This window comes from Vulcanimicrobium alpinum, from assembly GCF_027923555.1.
GTDB lineage: Bacteria > Vulcanimicrobiota > Vulcanimicrobiia > Vulcanimicrobiales > Vulcanimicrobiaceae > Vulcanimicrobium > Vulcanimicrobium alpinum.
The window spans coordinates 3,407,725-3,422,689 of the sequence record NZ_AP025523.1; the positions used below are offsets into that span (position 1 = coordinate 3,407,725).

Here is a 14,965-nt window from a genome sequence, read left to right on the forward strand (position 1 = left end):
TCACGCATCGCGTGCGGGTCGGCCAAAACCCGCAACTCGTCGGAAGCTGCACGGCTCCGAAATGCAACGCGTTCGGAACCCTCGTGCTTACGTTTCGCGATACCGCCGCGATCGCGTGCGGCGCGGATCACGTGATGTCTGCAGCCATGTCCTTGGTAGAGGCGAGTCTACACGGCAACGGAGAGACATCCGCGTCGAAACCTATGAGATTCGGTACCGTCGCGAGGAAAGGACTCTCGGGTTTGGGACGCGCTCTCTGGCGAGGACCTAATTCTTCTCGGTCCCCGCAGTCGGAACGACGATCCGCAGGCCGAGTTCGTCGAGCGCCTTCTCGGGGACGCTGGACGGCGCATCCATCATCAGATCGCGCGCCATCTGATTTTTGGGGAACGCGATCACGTCGCGGATCGACGTCTCGCCGCAGGCGATCATCACGATCCGGTCGATTCCGAGGGCCATTCCGCCGTGCGGCGGCGCGCCGTAGCGCAGCGCTTCCATGAAGAAGCCGAAGCGGTCCTCGATCTGTTCGTCGCTGAGGCCGAGCCGCTTGAAGACCTTTTCCTGAAACTGCGGCGTGTGGTTGCGGATCGAGCCGCTGCCGAGCTCGTAGCCGTTCAGCACGAGATCGTAGTGGCGCGCCGTGATCGCGAGCGGGTCGCTGTCGAAGAGCGCTTCCTGGCCCGGCTCGGGCGAGGTGAACGGATGGTGCGAGAACGTGATCTCGCCCGTCTCGGGATCTTTTTCGAACAGCGGGAAGCCGCTCACCCAGCAGAACGCATATGCGTGCGGATCGCGCAGGTTGAGGCGATCGCCGATCTCGAGGCGCAGGCGGCCGGCGACGTCGTTGGCCGTTGCGCGCGCGTCGCCGACGAAGAGCAGCGCGTCGCCGTCGCCCGCGCTGGTGCGTTCGCGTAGCCGCGCTGCCAGCGCCTCGTCGACGAAGCGCGCGATCGAGCCCTTCACGCCGTCCGGTGCGAACGCGACGTAGGCGAGTCCCTTCGCGCCGAACTGCTTGGCGAGTTCGCTGAGCGCGTCGAAGTCGCGGCGTGAGAGCGACGCGCCGCCCGGGTAGCGAAGCGCGACGATCCGATTCGCATCGCTCTCGGCGAGTCCGGCGAACAAGCCGAAAGCGCCGCCGCGGAAGAGGTCGTCGACGTCGGCGAACTTCACGTCGAAGCGCAGGTCGGGCTTGTCGGAGCCGTAGTCGCACATCGCCTCCGCGTACGAGAGGCGCGGGAGCGGGTGCGGGACGGCGACGTCGAGGACGTGCTCCCACACGTAGCGCACCGCGCCTTCCATCGTGCGCATCACGTCGTCCTGCGAAACGAACGTCATCTCGACGTCGACTTGCGTGAACTCCGGCTGGCGGTCGGCACGCGGATCTTCGTCGCGGAAGCAGCGCGCGATCTGCATGTAGCGGCCGAGGCCGCCGATCATCAGAATCTGTTTGAGAATCTGCGGCGACTGCGGAAGCGCGTAGAAGTTTCCGCGATGGACGCGCGAGGGTACGAGGTAGTCGCGCGCGCCTTCCGGCGTCGACTTGATCAGCGTCGGCGTTTCGATCTCGAGGAAACCATGCTCGTCGAAGTAGTCGCGGATCGCCTTCACGATGCGGTGGCGCATGGTGAGGTTGCGCTGCATCCGCGGCCGCCGCAGATCGAGATAGCGCCAACGCAGCCGCACGTCTTCCGACGGCTCCTCGTCGGCGGCGATCACGAACGGCGGCGTCTCCGAGCGGTTGAGCACGTCGAGCGCGCCGGCCGGAACCTCGACGTCGCCGGTCGGGAGTTTCGCATTCTCGGTCCCCGCGGGGCGGCGGCGGACTTCGCCCCGCACGCAGATGACGTCTTCGCTGCGCAGCGTCTCCGCGAGCGCGAAGACCGCGGCGTTGGACGGATCGAACGTCACCTGCGTGAGGCCGCTGCGGTCGCGCACGTCGATGAAGATCAGGCCGCCGTGATCGCGGCGGCGGTGGACCCAGCCGTTGAGTGCGACGGCCCGGCCGACGTCGGCGGCGGTGAGCTCACCGCACGAGACGGGCTGCGCTTCGACAGGCTCAGCGTCACGGGGGTCAGCGTGACGGGGGTCAGCGTGACGAAGATGATCCACGAAGCGCGGCCTTGACTCCGGTGAGGTAGTGATATTGGTAGGAGAGCGTGCGCGAGAAGCCGGGTTTGCCGGCGCCGTTCTCGATCCACGCCTTCAGCGGCGCGACGCGATCGACGACGTCGTGCAGCGCGAGCGAAACCGGCGTCATCCCGAGGCGCAGTTGTACGTCCCAGGCCGGATGCTTGCGATAGAAGCGGACCGTCGAGCGTCCGGCGAGTTCGTACTTCTGCTGTTGCTCGTCCCACGGCACCGGATGCCAATGGTAGTCGACGGCGTTGGGCTCGTAGAAGATGGGGACGCCGGCGTGCTGCAGACGATAGCCCAGTTCGAGATCCTCGTGACCGTAGCCGGTGAAGTCTTCGTCGAACCGGCCGACGCGATCGAGTTCCGCCTTCGGTACCGACGCGTTGCCGGTGAGGAAGTAGAGCCACGAGAGCTTCTTGGGCTTCTCACCGTGGAGCGGGAGGCGTTTGCTGCGATCGGCGCGCTTGGCGAGGTAGTCCTCGTACGAGACGACCTGCACTTCCATTCCGACGACGGCACGCACGCCGGGTCGTTCGTGATGGGCGAGATGCCGCGAGAGCAGATCCGGCGACGCGATGATGTCCGCGTCGGTGAAGAGGACGATGCGGCCGCGCGCGGCCTCGATCCCGGCGTTGCGCGCCGACGCGCGTCCGGTGTACGGCCCGGGCAGGTGCCGCACGAACGGATGCCGTTCGGCGAATTTCGCAAGGAACTCGGCGGTGCCGTCGGTGGAATGTGAATCGGCGACGATCACCTCGAACTCGCCGCGGCGCAGATCCTGCGCGGCGAGCGACGGCACCACGTGCCGCAGCGTGTCGAGGCGATTGTAGGTCGGAACGACGACCGAGATGCGAAGAACGTCAGCAGTCATAAGAGCGAGGCGACGGCGGCGACGATCTCGGCGCGCGAAGCGCGCAGCGATGCGTCGGACTCGTCCGGCGGTTTGCGAAGGATGGCGTTCGGCACGCGGTACGGCGACCATTCCTGAGACGCCAGCCGGAACCACTTGTGCTCGAAGACGACGACGGTGGGGACGCGGACGGCACTTGCGACATGGGTCGCACCCGTATCGATCGTCAGCACGCACGCGGCCTGCGCGAATACGGCGGCCCAGGCGTGAAAGCAGAGATCGCCGAGCACGAGGTCGGCGATGCCGGCACGGCCCACCGCTTCGCCGAGCGCGCGGGCGTCGTCGCCGTAGGTTGCGACGAGCGGATGTCCGAGCGCGCGCAGCTCCCGGAAGAGCGTCAGCGCACTCTCGGCCGTCGAGCCGCCCTCGGTCCAGCGCTTTCCGAGCTGGACGACGATCGGACGCGGCGGGAGCGGCCCGGCAGCGGCGCGGTCGTCCTCCGTCACCGGAAGGACGAGGTCGCGGAAGAGCGTCGTCGCCCCGGCGGCGATCGCGACCGCGAGCACCTGATCGACCTCGTGCGCGATCGTCATGCGCGGGCGGCGTTCGGCGGTCGCCGGATCGGCTTGGCTCAGCACGACGTCGGTGAGCTTCGTGCGCAGCGTCAGCCGCGCGAGGTAGCGCGTCGCGTAGGTGTAGCCGACGCGGCGCGGCGCGCGCGTCGCCGCGACGAGCGCGTGATCGACGTTGCGCGGTGCGAGCGCGACCGCGAGATCGACGCCGCGGAACCGCGAACCGAACGCCGCCGGCGCGACGTCCTCCGGCAGGATCGCGAGCTCGTCGACGTCCGGCGAGCGGTCGACGACGACCGAGTTGTAGCGGCTGCACGCGAGGGTGATGTGCGCGTCGGGAAACGAGCGGCGCATCGACGCGATCGCCGGCGTGGAAAGGATCAGGTCGCCGACGCGATCGGTGCGCGAGAGCAGGATGCGCACGCGTTGCTGCGCTTACGGTGTCTTCGCGCGCGCGAGCTCGTCGTAATACGCGGCGCTCGCCAGAAGCTGCGCCGCCGCGAGCTGGGCGGCGGAGAGTTTCCGCTCGGCGGCGGTGTCGCCGACGAACCGCTCGAGCCGCGCGACCAGCGGCCTCGTGCGCAGCGCATCGCCGAGCAGCCGCTGGGGGAGGGTGTCGCCGATCGCCAGCGCAACGCGCCAGCCCGGATGCAGTTCCTCGAGCCGCACCGCCGTGCGGGCCTGCGCGCGCATCTGACGCAGCATCCCGGCGACGTTGGTTCCCTGCGGGCGCGGCTTCCAGTGAAAGGCGACGGCGCGCCGGTTGAACACCGCCTTCGTGCCGAGCGCACGCAGGCGCAAGCCCAGTTCGATGTCTTCCCAGCCGTACTCGCTGAACGATTCGTCGAAGCGGCCGCCGGCGGCGTCGAGCCGGTCGCGGCGCACCGAGACGTTCGACGTCCAGAACCAGTTCGCGCTGTAGTTCTTGAGGCTCCAGATCGGCGGCGGGAGCGCGTCGAACGACTCGGTGTTGATCACCGCGCCGCGCACGACGACGTCGCCGTGCTTCTCGTCGCTGCGCAGATGTTCGGCGGCGAAGACCGGCGTCGGGAGCACGTCGTCGTCGATGAACGCGATCCGCTCGCCGGTGCACAGCGCGATCCCGGCGTTGCGCGCGCGCGCGAGCCCGGCGTTGGCTTGATTGATGACGGTGAAGCGGCACGTCGCGAGCGCCCGGGCGCGTTCGATGACGGCAGGCGTGTCGTCGCGCGATCCGTCGTTGACGAGCACCACTTCATACTGGTCGGGGGCGAGCGTCTGATCGAAGCACGCTTCGAGGACGCGTCCGAGCAGATGCGCGCGGTTGTAGGTGCAGAGCTGGATCGTGAAGCGCATCAGAAGCGGGTTGTGCAGACGGGCGGCGTCTGGGTATCGAACAGCTCGGCGACGCGCGGCAGCGCAGAGGCAGGCTCGACCGTCGCGAGCCGGTGCCGCGCGACGTCGCGCAGGCGCAAAGAGCCGGCGACCAGCGATGAGAGCTCCGGAATCGCGACGCTCAGCGTTGCGTCGGGTGCGGCGTGCTCGTCGGGGCGGATGCCGCTTGCGTCGCACCGGAACGTCCCGTCGAACGCCGTCGGCGCGAAGAAGGTGTCGTCGACGATCACCCGCAGCGCGAACGGCTGCGCGGGTCGCGGCAGGTACGCGAATGCGGCCGGCACGTCGAGGAGGCGGTACATGATCCCGAGTCCCGTTTCGGCGACGCGATGGGCCGCCGGCGGCGCAAGGACGCGGTCGGAGCGGTCGCGCGGATCGGTGCTCGCGAGAAAGAACGACGGATCCTGCGTTTCGATCGCGATCTCCATGAACTGATCGTGCTGCGCGCGCAGATAGCCGAGGAGCGCCCCCGCGGCCGCGCCGTCTTCGGCCTGGAAGTCGCGCACCACCAGCACGTTGCGATTGGTGACGTCGCGGTGCCCGAGCGTCAAGCTGGTCTGCATGAAGCCGCGCAGCACGCCGGCGTCTTCAACGCCGACGTGGCGCGTCGAAAGCTCTGCCAGCGCTTTCTCCGTCACGCCGCGGTAGCGCTGGACGAGCCCGTTGGTGACGGTGCGAATGCGCTCGGAACAGGCGAGCACGGCGTCGAGATCGCCGGCATGGAGCGCGCGCACGGTGCCGCGCGCGCCGTCGTTGCGCAGCGTCCGAGGCACGAAGCGAAAACGATGCGTCGGCGTTCCGTAACCGAAGCCGAGCGCGCGATAAAAATCCGACCAGAACGGGTGCAGGATCGCAAACGGCGCGCCGCGCTTGTGATACCAGTGCAGATACCACGCGAGCATCGCTCGCGCGACGCCCTGCCGCTTGTGCGCGAGTGCGACGGCGACGGCGCCCACGCCGCCCGTCGCGGCGTCGCTCCCGCGCACGTTCATCACGAAATCGTAGAGGCGCATCCCGCCGACGACCTCGCCATTTCGCTCCGCCGCGACGTCGCGGACGGGGTCCTCCGTCGCCGACCGCACCCGTTCGACGAACGCCGCGAACGCGTCGGCCGTGGTCACGCCCATCACCGGATACGCGTCGACCATGACGCGCGCGAGCTCGGGGATCACCGCATCGTCGGACGCGACGACGCGCATCGCCGGTGCGTCGATTGCGACCGCCATCAGTACAGCCGCGCGCCGTCGGGCACGGTAACCTCGGGCCGCACGAGGACGACCGCGTCGTCGGCATCGCCCATGCCGAGCACCAGGACCTCGCTCGCGAATCCCGCGATCCGTTTTGGTGGAAAGTTCACCACCGCGCACACCTGCGTGCCGATGAGTTCCTCCGGCCGGTAACGTACCGTGATCTGTGCCGACGACCGTCGTTCGCCGATCTCGGGACCGAAGTCGATCGTGAGCACGTACGCCGGGATGCGCGCGCCGGCGAGCGGCTCGGCGGCGCGGACCGTGCCGGCGCGCACGTCGACCTTCGCGAAATCATCGTAAGCGATCACCGCTCACCCTTCGACAAGCTGGACGCTTCCCTTCGGCTGCGCGACGAGCGCGTCGAGCGCGGCAATGACTCCGGCGACGTCGAGTTCGCGCACGCACGCGAAATCGGGACACGTCTCCTTGCGGTGCGCGGGCGGGCACGGGTACGTCGCGCGCACCGTCGCGACGCGCGGACCGCGCGGCGCCCAGCGATCCGGCTCGTCGGCCTGCAGCGCGAAGATCCCGACCGTCGGCGCGCCGACGGCGGCGGCGACGTGCATCGGCCCCGAGTCCATCGCCAGCACCGCGCATGCGCGCTCCGCGAGCGCGCCGAAGACGCCGAGCGTCGTCGCGCCCGCGATCGAGACGACGCCGCGGCCCGCGCGTTCGGCGATCGTCTCCGCGATCGCGGCGTCGTCGGCCGCGCCGGTGACGAGGATCGGCACGCCGTCCCGCTCGGCGAGGCGCCGCGCGAGGGCGACGAAGCCGTCGACCGGCCAGCGCGAACGCTGTGCCGAGAGTCCGCGCGTCGGATGCAAGAGGATGAAATCGCCCGCGATGTCGTGCACGCGCAGCAGCGCTGCGGCGTCGCGCTCGTCGGCCCGTACCGCGAATTCCGGGAGCGCCGCCGGATCGTCGCAGCCGATCGCACGCGCGTAGTCGAGCAGGATCTGCGTCCAGTGCGTGGTGCGGTCGCCGAGTTCACTGCGCACGACGACGCGATGCGTGAACAGCGCCGAGTAGAGGCGGCGCGCCTGCCCGACGCGGATCGGGATCCCGGCGCGGAATGGGAGCAGCGCGGTCGTCATCGTCGCCCAGGTGACGACCGCCGCGGCGTAGTGTCCGAGAACGCGTCCGCCGAGCGGGATCACCCGATCGAGCGCGGGGATGTGCGCGGCGAGATCGGCGTGCGCGGGGAGGACGACCGCGTCGACGGCCGCGTAGCGGCCGCGCAGCGCACGCGCGACGACGCCGGCCAGCAGCGTGTCGCCGATCCCTCCGCCCGCCGCGATCAGCAGCGCCCGATCAGCCCCCATCGGCGAGTGCTTCGCTGGCCCGGGCCACGCCACCGCCGGACGCCTCGGACGCGCGCAGCGCGGCGAAGCGCGACGCCCACGGCCGCCAGCGTCGCACCTGGGCCGCGAACCCGGCGTCGGGGAAGACGTCGATGACGGGAACACCCAGCATCCCCGCGACATGGGCGGCGCCCGTGTCGACGGTGACCACCTGCGCCGCGGCATCGATCGCCGCGACCCATTCGCGCAGGTTCGCGAAGGTCTCCGGCGCGACGCCGAGCGCGGCCTCGACGGCGGCCGCATCGCCCGGACTCGCAACGAGCCGCACCCCGCGCGGCGCGAGCGCTGCCAGCGCGGCGCGCAGCGGCGCGGCGTCGACCCCGATCGCGCCCCACTTCGGGCCGGCCTGGAAGAGGATGCCGGATCGCGGCGGGACCGGCGTAACCGCGAGCATGCGGCGCAGCGCCGCCGCAGCCGCCGGCGGTTGGGGCGCGGCGACCATCCCGGTGCCGAGCCGGTACAGCACCTCGACTTCGTGCAGTGTCGCCGCGCCCGGCTGCTGCGCGCGCGCGATCGCGCGCGTGACCCGCGCACGCACCCACAGCGTTTTCAGCGGCCGCGTCCAACCCGTCGAGAAGCCGATGCGCAGCGGGATGCCGGCGGCGAGCGCGTACGCCTCCGGCTCTTCGCTCGCGATCAGGGCCGCGTCGTAGCGCGCGGCGGCGATCTCGGCGCGCGCTCGCGCCGTCGTCTCCGGCGTCGAGCCGTGCGCCGGCCACGGGATCCGTTCGAGGACGTGCTGCGCGACGATCGCGTCGGGCGCGAAAAGGTCCGCATTGCGCGTCGTCAGCGCAACGCCGATCTCGTGACCGGCCGCGCGCAGTGAGGCGAGTAGCGGGATGCAGACGGCGGCGTCGCCGATCCCGTCGAGCCGCACGAGCAGGATGCGCACGCGCTCAGCGCCCGCGCAGCTGCCGGCCCAGCTCTTCGGTGTAGACGCTGTCGAGCAGGACGCCGCGCGCGAGCGACGCCAGCGCCGCCGGGACGCGTGTGCTCGTCGCGACGCCGGCGACGAGCGGCTGCAGCAGCGGGGGCGCGAGGACGCGCGCGCGCAGCAGGTTCGCGCTGTAGGCGCCGGTCGCGAGCTTGATGCGCGAGGTCGGCATCTTGCGCACGAACTGCGCCGCCATCCGCGCCTTCTCAATCGCTTTGCCGAGCGCGTCTTCGAGCGACTCGGTCGTCGGCGGCTTGATGTGCCAAAGATACGCGTCCCACGCGAACGCGCGCCGCACGCCGTGCGCGCGCAGCCGCGCGCCGAGTTCGGTGTCTTCCCAGCCGTAGAGGTCGAACGCCTCGTCGAAACCGCCGACGGCGCGCAGCGACGCGCGGCGCACCGAGACGTTGCACGTCACAAAGAACGCGCGCGAATAGTTGGCCGCACTCGGCGCGGGCCGATGCTCGGGCGATGGGACGTTGACGATCGGGCCCGAGACCGCGAGGGGAAAGATCTCGGCCGCGTGCGCGCGCGCGTGCGCGGCGAGAAAGTGCGGCGGCGTGAGGACGTCGTCGTCGCAGAACACGACGAGGTCGCCGGTCGCTTTCGCGATCCCGGCGTTGCGCGCCGCACCGCGATTGGACTCGCGGACGAACGCGTAGGCGGCGCCGTGCGCGCGCGCGACCTCCGGCGTCGCATCGCGCGACCCGTTGTCGACGACGACGAGCTCGAACGGCGGCGCGTGTTGCTGCGCGCGCAGCGACGCGAGCGCCGCGTCGAGGAGCGCCGCGCGGTCTTTCGTCGCGATCACCACGGAAAGATTCACGGACGCGGGCTTTCGAGGAGAAACGCCGCCATCCGCTCCGCCGCGCCGGCATGGTGCGCGTACCGCGCGCGCAGCTCGGCGCCGGTCGCGCGGCACCACGCCGCGTCGGCCCAGCGTTCGGCGGCGACATGCGCCACCTGCGAGGGAAGGAGCGTCCCGGCGATCTCCGGGTCGAGTTCGCGATCGGCGTCGATGTTCGGCTGCGCGAAGAAGCGGAAGCGGCTCGCGACCGCGAGCACCGCGGCGCGCTTGACCAGTGGCCCGATCGCGGGGAGTTTCCCGACATACTGCATCGGGCCGCCGATCACGACCAATTCCGGCGCGTTGAACGGCGTGCACACGACCGTCGGGACGCCGAGCGCCGCGAGTTCGATCACCTTCGTGCCGGGGATCGCGATCGCCAGGCGCGCGCGCGACGCCGCGCCCATCGCGGCCCGGACGAGCGGAAACCGCGCGCCGTCCGCGACGATTTCACCGCCGTCGAACTGCGCCGCAGCACCGTAGGCGAGCGGGTTGTCGCCGCCGCGCGCGAGCGCATCGCGCAATTCGCCGTCGTCGACGAACGGCGAGCCCGCGAACGCGATCGGCACGCCGGGGAGCATCCGCCGCAGGTTGAGCGCGACGCGCACGAACATCGGCAGAAGGTTCGCGATCTCGTGACGCCGCGAGCCCGGGAACAGCACGATCCCGTCGCGCGCCGCGTCGCTCGGCGCGTCGCCGTACGCGCCCGATGCTTCGCCGAGAGCACCGTCGATCGCGAGGTTGCCGATCACGCGGATCCGCTCGGGCGGCGTCTTCCACGCTTCGAGCTGCGCGCGGTTCGCCTCGTCGACCGCGAACGCGCGCGCAAACGTCGCGGCGTAGGCCTTGCGCGAGAACTTGTAGGTCGTCGCTTCGCCGCCGAGCCGCGCGTGCACGCGCACCGCGTGCGCGAGATCGCCGCCCAGATACTGCACGCGATCGACGCGCGCCGGCAAACCCTCAACCGGACGCCCCAGCGCCAGCCGCAGATACGCCGAGGGCGGATACGCGTGCACGCCCGGAACGGTGCGCTCGATGTACGCCGCCTCGCCGCCGGTGGCGAAGTCGTCGGGGACGCACAGCACGTGGATCTCGGCCGACGGGTCGCGCGCGCGCAGCGCGGCGGTCAGCGGCCGCACCCAGCCCGCGAACTCGCCGGGGCCATTGGCGGTGATTGCGATGCGCACTAGCGACGGATGGCGGCGACGAGATCGGTCGTGCTGCGGCCCGGCTGGTGCGGCGCGAGAACGATGCGGCCGCCGTGCCGTTCGACGACGGCGCGCTCGGGGAGCTGATCGAGCCGGTACTGCGCGCTCTTCACGTGGATGTCCGGGCGCAGCGCGTCGAGCGCGACCTCCGGCGTGCGTTCGGCGAAGCCGGCGACGACGTCGACGCTGCGCAGTGCCGCGACGACGCGCGCCCGGTCGTCGAACGCGACGATCGGACGTTCCGGTCCCTTGAGCGCGCGGACAGTCTCGTCGCGGTTGAGCAGCAGCACCAGCGCGTCGCCCTGCGCGCGCGCCCAGGCGAGGTACGCGACGTGGCCGGCGTGCAGCAAGTCGAAGACGCCGTTGGTCGAGACGACGATCCGCCCGGCGGCGCGTTGCGACTCGCGCCACGCGACCGCTTCCGCGAGCTCGAGGATCAGACCGAAGCAGGGGTCAGCGTTCAACGGTCTCGTCCATCAGCGCGACGATCTCGGCCGGCGTCGCGGTCGCGGTGCCGAGTTTCTCGACCACGGCACCCGCGGCGAAGTTCGCCAGCTGCGTCGCGACGTCGGCCGGGATCCCGGCGGCGAGCGCGAGCGTGAGCACCGCGACGACGGTGTCGCCGGCGCCCGAGACGTCGTACACCGTCCGCGCGACGGCCGGGATGTCGAAGCGCTCGCTCTGCGCCCCGAACAGCGACATTCCGTGCTCCCCGCGCGTGATCAGCACCCAGCGGCAGTCGAGCATCCGCAGCAGCGTGCGCGCGGCGCGCTCGAGCGACGCGTCGTCGGTGATCGCAACGCCGCTCGCGCGCGCCGCCTCGCCGACGTTAGGACCGATGCACGTGACGCCCGCGAAGATCGCGACGTTCTGCGGCTTGGGATCGGCGACCACGACGGGCGCCGCGAGCGCGGCCTCGACCAGATCGCGGTGCAGCATTCCCTTGGCGTAGTCGCTGAGCACGACCGCGTCGGCGTCGCGCGCCGCGCGCCGCACGGCGTCGGCGAAGCGCGCGCGGTCGGCGTCGCCGAACGGCGCGGTCGATTCCCAATCGGCGCGCACGACCTGCTGATTGTGCGCGACGACGCGCGTCTTGCGGGTCGTCGGCCGATCGCCGAGCGTGAGCACGCCGCCCGCATCGACGTCGATCGCGGCGAGCATCTCGCGCAGGCGCGCGCCCTCCGCGTCGTCGCCGACGCCGCCGACGAACGCCACGTGCGCGCCGAGCGCGCGCAGGTTGTTGGCCACGTTCCCCGCACCGCCGAGCGTGAACGTGTGCTCGCGCACCGCGACGACCGGCACCGGCGCTTCCGGCGAGATGCGCGACACATCGCCCCAGATCCACTCGTCGATCATTACGTCGCCGACGACGACGATCTTGCGCCCCGCCATCCGCCCCAGCAGCGCCGTCGCACGCGGCACCGCAATCACCTCACCCACCCCCGTCTCGAAGGGCAGCCCCATTGCGCCCTCCTGCGTTCGAGATGCAGGCGGCGCTTCGCCACGCTCAGCGTGAAGCGACACATCGACACGCTCAGCGTGACGCGATGCGTCGCGTGCGAGGATATACGTCGCCGCTTCGAGGAGCGTGGCGGCGCGAAAGTCCGGCTCCGGGCCGACGTACTCGTACGGTCCGGGGACGAGCACGCCCGCGATTCCGACACGGTGCCCGAGTTCCACGTCGTTGCCGCGGTCGCCGACGACACCGCCGCGCCCGCTCGCGAGATCCAATTCTAATTCGCGCGCCGCGCGATGCACCAGCCCCGGTTCCGGCTTGCGGCAGTCGCATCCGACGCCGTAGTGCGAACACCAATACCAGCCGTCGACCGTGACGCCGTGCGCCGCGAGCTGCCGTGCGATCTCGCCGTTCACGGCGCGCACCTGCGCCTCGTCGAGAAACCCGCGCGCGATCCCGGACTGATTCGACACCACCACGATCGCGTAGCGCTCCGCACGCCATAAGCGCAGCGCATCGACGACCGTCGGCAGCAATTCGACGCCCGCAGGATCTCCGAGGAAGCCCTTGTCGTCGATCAGCGTTCCGTCGCGGTCGAGAAATGCGGCCGGCCGCGCGCGCGTCACCGGAAGATCAGTTCCTGTTCCACGAGATCGCAGATGATGTGGCCCATCACGATGTGCACCTCTTGCACGATCGCGCTGTAGCCGTGCGGTCCGAGCAGCACGAGGTCGGCGATCTCCGCGACCTTCCCGCCGCCGTTGCCGGTGAACGCAACGGTGGTCGCACCGATCCGCTTCGCCGCCTCCAGCCCGCGAACGACGTTCTTCGATGTCCCGCTCGTCGTGATCCCGACGACGGTGTCGCCGCGTCTTGCGAGCGCCTCCACCATCCGTTCGAAGAGGTGCTCGTAGCCGAAGTCGTTCGCAATCGCGGTGACCGCCGACGTGTTTACCGTCAGCGCTTCGGATGCGAGCCCGCGCCGCTCGCGCAGAAACCGGCCGCTGAATTCCGCTGCCAGATGCTGCGCATCGGCGGCGCTTCCGCCGTTCCCGAACCAGAGTACCTTGCCGTCCGCGCGGAACGTCGCCACCATCGCGGCGACGATCGCCGCGACTTGCTCGGCGTAGCGCGGTTCGTCGAGATGGCCGCGCCGGTCGGCGAGCAGTTCCGCGAAGGTGCGGACGCCGGAGTACTCGGGCACGCTCAGACCTCGATCCAGACGAGTTCTTGCCCGAGCGTCACCAGCTCGCCGTTTTCGGGCAGCACCCGCAGGACCGTCCCCGCGAACTCGGAGTTGATCTCATTCATCAGCTTCATCGCTTCGAGGATGCACAGGGTGTCGCCGACGGAGACCCGCGACCCGACCTCGACGAACGGCTCGGCGCCCGGCGACGCGGCGCGGTAGAAGACGCCGACCACCGGCGCGGTCACCGCACGCGCCCCCCTCGGCAGCGTCGTTGCGGCGGCGGCGTCGGGCGCCGTTGCAGGCGCGGGCGCGGCCGCCCGGGGGGCGGCGGCACCGGCCGGCGGCGCGGCGTACATCACCGGCTGTGCGGCGGCCGGATCGCGGCGGACGATCTCGATCTCGCTGTCGCCGGTACGCACCCGGATCGCGTCCAGATCGAACTCCGCCGCGATCTCGCCGAGAGCACGAATGCGCGACGTCTCGTCTTCCATCATCGGGTCGCTTCGACAAGCATCTTCGCGACCTCCGCCGCCGAGAAGGCGAGCGGCAGGCGGCGATCTTCCCGGCTCTTGAGATCGCGCACCACGATCTCGCCTCGCGTGAGCTCGTCGTCGCCCAAGATTACCGCCCAGCGGGCGTTGTTGCGGTCCGCTGTCTTGAAGTGCGCGGTGAGCTTGCGGTCCTGCCAGTCGGCGAAGGCCGGCTCCGCGGCGTGCGCGCGGTACTCGCCGACGACCGGAAACAGCCGCGCGCGCGCCGCGTCGCCGAGCGCGATCGCCTGCAGGCCGCGCCGCGCCGGCACCTGCTCGCCGGCGTGCGCCTTCACCACCATGAGGAAGCGTTCGAGTCCGAGACCGAAGCCGACGCCGGGCGTCGGCGGACCGCCGAGCTGCTGTACGAGCCCGTCGTAGCGGCCGCCGCCGCAGACCGTGCTCTGCGCCCCGAGCGCCGAGGAGACGTATTCGAACACGGTCCGCGTGTAGTAGTCCAAGCCGCGCACGATCCGCGGGTTGACGACGTACGGGATCTCGAGCGCGTCGAGGTAGCGCCGCAGCATCGCGAAGTGCGCGGCGCACTCGCCGCAGAGCAGGTCGAGCATTGTCGGCGCGGTCTCGACGAACGGACGGTCCTTCGGATCTTTCGAGTCGAGGATGCGCAGCGGGTTGCGTTCGAGACGCCGCTGCGAATCGGCGCTGAGCTCGGCGAGGTGCGGACGAAAGTGGGCGAGCAGCGCTTCGCGGTAGGCAGGACGGCAGTTCGCGTCGCCGACGCTGTTGACGTTCAGCACGGCGTCGGTGAGACCGTAGTGCGCGATCAGCGTCGCGGCGAGCTGGATCACCTCGACGTCGGCTTCCGCGCCGGCGACGCCGAAGCACTCGACGCTAAGCTGGTGGGCCTGCCGGTAACGCCCGGCCTGCGGCCGTTCGTAGCGGAAGAAGGGCCCGATCGCGTAGAGCCGCTGCGGCCCCTGCGCGAAGAGCTTATGCTCGAGCAGCGCGCGCACGATCCCCGCCGTCAGCTCGGGGCGCAGCGTCATGCTGCGGCCGCCCTTGTCAACGAAGGTGTACATCTCTTTCTCGACGATGTCGGTCGTTTCGCCGACCCCGCGCGCGAAGAGCTCGGTCGCCTCGAAGATCGGCGTGCGGATCTCACCGTAGCCGAAGCGGTGCGCGATCTCGCGCGCCGCTGTTTCGAGGCGGTTCCACTCCGCGGATTCGGGCGGATAGACGTCGTTGGTGCCGCGGGGGGCGCTGATCGGATTCACGGTCGACCCCCGGCGTTCGCCGCCGG

The 14,965-nt window shown here is 70.7% G+C and carries 15 protein-coding genes; all 15 read right to left on the reverse strand.

What is annotated here, in order from left to right; translation table 11 throughout:
• Positions 1-267: 267 nt before the first annotated feature.
• Genes aspS through hisS form a run of 15 tightly spaced genes read right to left on the reverse strand, consistent with a single transcriptional unit; the run spans position 268 to position 14,939 of the window.
• A complete protein-coding gene (gene aspS / locus WPS_RS17465; RefSeq protein ID WP_317995734.1) occupies positions 268-2,109 on the reverse strand; it encodes an aspartate--tRNA ligase in 1,842 nt (613 codons plus the stop codon).
• Positions 2,087-3,004, reverse strand: a complete 918-nt coding sequence (locus WPS_RS17470; protein ID WP_317995735.1) for a glycosyltransferase family 2 protein — start codon at positions 3,002-3,004, stop codon at positions 2,087-2,089. The genes aspS and WPS_RS17470 overlap by 23 nt, the downstream gene beginning before the upstream one ends.
• Positions 3,001-3,978, reverse strand: a complete 978-nt coding sequence (locus WPS_RS17475; RefSeq protein ID WP_317995736.1) for a glycosyltransferase family 9 protein — start codon at positions 3,976-3,978, stop codon at positions 3,001-3,003. The genes WPS_RS17470 and WPS_RS17475 overlap by 4 nt, the downstream gene beginning before the upstream one ends.
• Positions 3,979-3,990: 12 nt before the next feature.
• Complete coding sequence (locus tag WPS_RS17480; protein ID WP_317995737.1) at positions 3,991-4,890, reverse strand: glycosyltransferase family 2 protein; 900 nt, start codon at positions 4,888-4,890, stop codon at positions 3,991-3,993.
• Positions 4,890-6,155 (reverse strand): GNAT family N-acetyltransferase, encoded by a 1,266-nt coding sequence (locus tag WPS_RS17485; protein ID WP_317995738.1) that lies wholly within the window; start codon positions 6,153-6,155, stop codon positions 4,890-4,892. Before WPS_RS17485 ends, WPS_RS17480 begins: the two co-directional genes overlap by 1 nt.
• Entirely contained in the window at positions 6,155-6,487 is a 333-nt protein-coding gene (locus WPS_RS17490; protein WP_317995739.1) for a tRNA-binding protein, read from the reverse strand. Before WPS_RS17490 ends, WPS_RS17485 begins: the two co-directional genes overlap by 1 nt.
• 3 nt (positions 6,488-6,490) lie before the next feature.
• The gene (locus WPS_RS17495) at positions 6,491-7,501 is read right to left on the reverse strand and encodes a glycosyltransferase family 9 protein (protein ID WP_317995740.1); all 1,011 of its coding nucleotides are present in this window, start codon (positions 7,499-7,501) and stop codon (positions 6,491-6,493) included.
• Positions 7,491-8,432 (reverse strand): glycosyltransferase family 9 protein, encoded by a 942-nt coding sequence (locus WPS_RS17500; protein ID WP_317995741.1) that lies wholly within the window; start codon positions 8,430-8,432, stop codon positions 7,491-7,493. The genes WPS_RS17495 and WPS_RS17500 overlap by 11 nt, the downstream gene beginning before the upstream one ends.
• Before the next feature lie 4 nt (positions 8,433-8,436).
• On the reverse strand, positions 8,437-9,300 hold the full coding sequence (locus tag WPS_RS17505; protein WP_317995742.1) for a glycosyltransferase family 2 protein: 864 nt from the start codon (positions 9,298-9,300) through the stop codon (positions 8,437-8,439).
• The gene (locus WPS_RS17510) at positions 9,297-10,508 is read right to left on the reverse strand and encodes a glycosyltransferase family protein (protein WP_317995743.1); all 1,212 of its coding nucleotides are present in this window, start codon (positions 10,506-10,508) and stop codon (positions 9,297-9,299) included. Before WPS_RS17510 ends, WPS_RS17505 begins: the two co-directional genes overlap by 4 nt.
• The gene (locus WPS_RS17515; RefSeq protein WP_317995744.1) at positions 10,508-10,993 is read right to left on the reverse strand and encodes an adenylyltransferase/cytidyltransferase family protein; all 486 of its coding nucleotides are present in this window, start codon (positions 10,991-10,993) and stop codon (positions 10,508-10,510) included. Before WPS_RS17515 ends, WPS_RS17510 begins: the two co-directional genes overlap by 1 nt.
• A complete protein-coding gene (rfaE1, locus tag WPS_RS17520; protein ID WP_317995745.1) occupies positions 10,983-12,611 on the reverse strand; it encodes a D-glycero-beta-D-manno-heptose-7-phosphate kinase in 1,629 nt (542 codons plus the stop codon). The genes WPS_RS17515 and rfaE1 overlap by 11 nt, the downstream gene beginning before the upstream one ends.
• Positions 12,608-13,189 (reverse strand): D-sedoheptulose-7-phosphate isomerase, encoded by a 582-nt coding sequence (locus tag WPS_RS17525; RefSeq protein ID WP_317995746.1) that lies wholly within the window; start codon positions 13,187-13,189, stop codon positions 12,608-12,610. The genes rfaE1 and WPS_RS17525 overlap by 4 nt, the downstream gene beginning before the upstream one ends.
• A 2-nt stretch (positions 13,190-13,191) precedes the next feature.
• Positions 13,192-13,665, reverse strand: a complete 474-nt coding sequence (accB, locus tag WPS_RS17530; RefSeq protein ID WP_317995747.1) for an acetyl-CoA carboxylase biotin carboxyl carrier protein — start codon at positions 13,663-13,665, stop codon at positions 13,192-13,194.
• On the reverse strand, positions 13,665-14,939 hold the full coding sequence (gene hisS, locus WPS_RS17535) for a histidine--tRNA ligase (RefSeq protein WP_317995748.1): 1,275 nt from the start codon (positions 14,937-14,939) through the stop codon (positions 13,665-13,667). Before hisS ends, accB begins: the two co-directional genes overlap by 1 nt.
• Positions 14,940-14,965 lie beyond the last annotated feature (26 nt).

Bases quoted from the DNA above. Each gene is read 5' to 3' on its own strand.
- WPS_RS17470 (WP_317995735.1), bottom strand. From the start codon at position 3,004: ATGACTGCTGACGTTCTTCGCATCTCGGTCGTCGTTCCGACCTACAAT.
- WPS_RS17480 (WP_317995737.1), bottom strand. From the start codon at position 4,890: ATGCGCTTCACGATCCAGCTCTGCACCTACAACCGCGCGCATCTGCTC.
- WPS_RS17485 (WP_317995738.1), bottom strand. From the start codon at position 6,155: ATGGCGGTCGCAATCGACGCACCGGCGATGCGCGTCGTCGCGTCCGAC.
- WPS_RS17495 (WP_317995740.1), bottom strand. From the start codon at position 7,501: ATGGGGGCTGATCGGGCGCTGCTGATCGCGGCGGGCGGAGGGATCGGC.
- accB (WP_317995747.1), bottom strand. From the start codon at position 13,665: ATGGAAGACGAGACGTCGCGCATTCGTGCTCTCGGCGAGATCGCGGCG.